We start from the raw sequence: 938 nt of genomic DNA, 5'->3' as shown, positions 1-938 counted from the left end.
CGGTGCCCGCGCCCCGGTGCAGGGCGATGCGGCAGGCCATGTCGCCGATCGGGCCCAGTCCCAGCACGACAACCGACCCGCCCGGTGGGATGTCCGCGTAGGAGACCGCCTGCCACGCGGTCGGCAGCACGTCCGAGAGGCACAGGAACCGGTCGTCCGCAGCTTCGCTCTCGACCTTGACCGGCCCGAAGTGAGCCTGCGGGACGCGCAGGTACTCTGCCTGCCCGCCCGGCACCTGGCCGTACAGCTTGGTGTAGCCGAACAGCGCTGCACCCATGCCCTGCTCACGCACCTGGGTGGTCTCGCACTGCGTCATCAGCCCCCGCTCGCACATCCAGCACGCCCCGCACGCGATCTGGAACGGCACGACGACACGGTCACCCGGCGCCAGACCCGGCACGCCGGACCCGACCTCCTCCACCACGCCCATCGGCTCGTGCCCGAGGATGTCACCGGGCTCCATCAAGGGACCCAGGACCTCGTAAAGATGCAGATCGGAGCCGCACAGACCGGTGGAGGTGACGCGGATGACCGCGTCGGTGGCTTCCTTGATCGTCGGGTCCGGGACCTCATCGACTCGCACATCACGCTTTCCGTGCCACACCGCAGCCTTCATGATCGCCATCCCTCCTGCTCGCGGGTTCGCAGAGTTCGCGAGTACCCGCACGGGCCCGACAGACGCACAGCGCGGCCTGCCCGTCATGGCGACACACCGCTTCCCGTTACACTCCGTGATCGATGTACGGGCACCGCGGACGAGGAGCGCGTGTACACGGGTCCCGGTCGTCCCGCTGACGTCTGACTCCGGCGCAGGCCGCCCGGCTGCTCGTCCCCCCGTGCCAGCCGGGCGGCGCTCTGTCCCTCGACAACCTCGTCGACCACAGCCCACGTCCAGCGTGTTCTGCGACCAGAGGTCCAGTACCTCGCGGGACCTCACA

1 protein-coding gene is annotated in these 938 nt (G+C 69.5%); it reads right to left on the bottom strand.

What is annotated here, in order from left to right; all coding sequences use genetic code 11:
- A partial coding sequence (locus RM572_RS28575; protein ID WP_311676278.1) for an alcohol dehydrogenase catalytic domain-containing protein occupies positions 1-616 on the bottom strand: 616 nt, incomplete at its 3' end.
- Between the last annotated feature and the right edge of the window lie 322 nt (positions 617-938).

This window comes from Streptomyces hazeniae (assembly GCF_031845485.1).
Classification (GTDB): domain Bacteria; phylum Actinomycetota; class Actinomycetes; order Streptomycetales; family Streptomycetaceae; genus Streptomyces; species Streptomyces hazeniae.
This window is presented reverse-complemented; position numbering and strand designations above follow the sequence as displayed.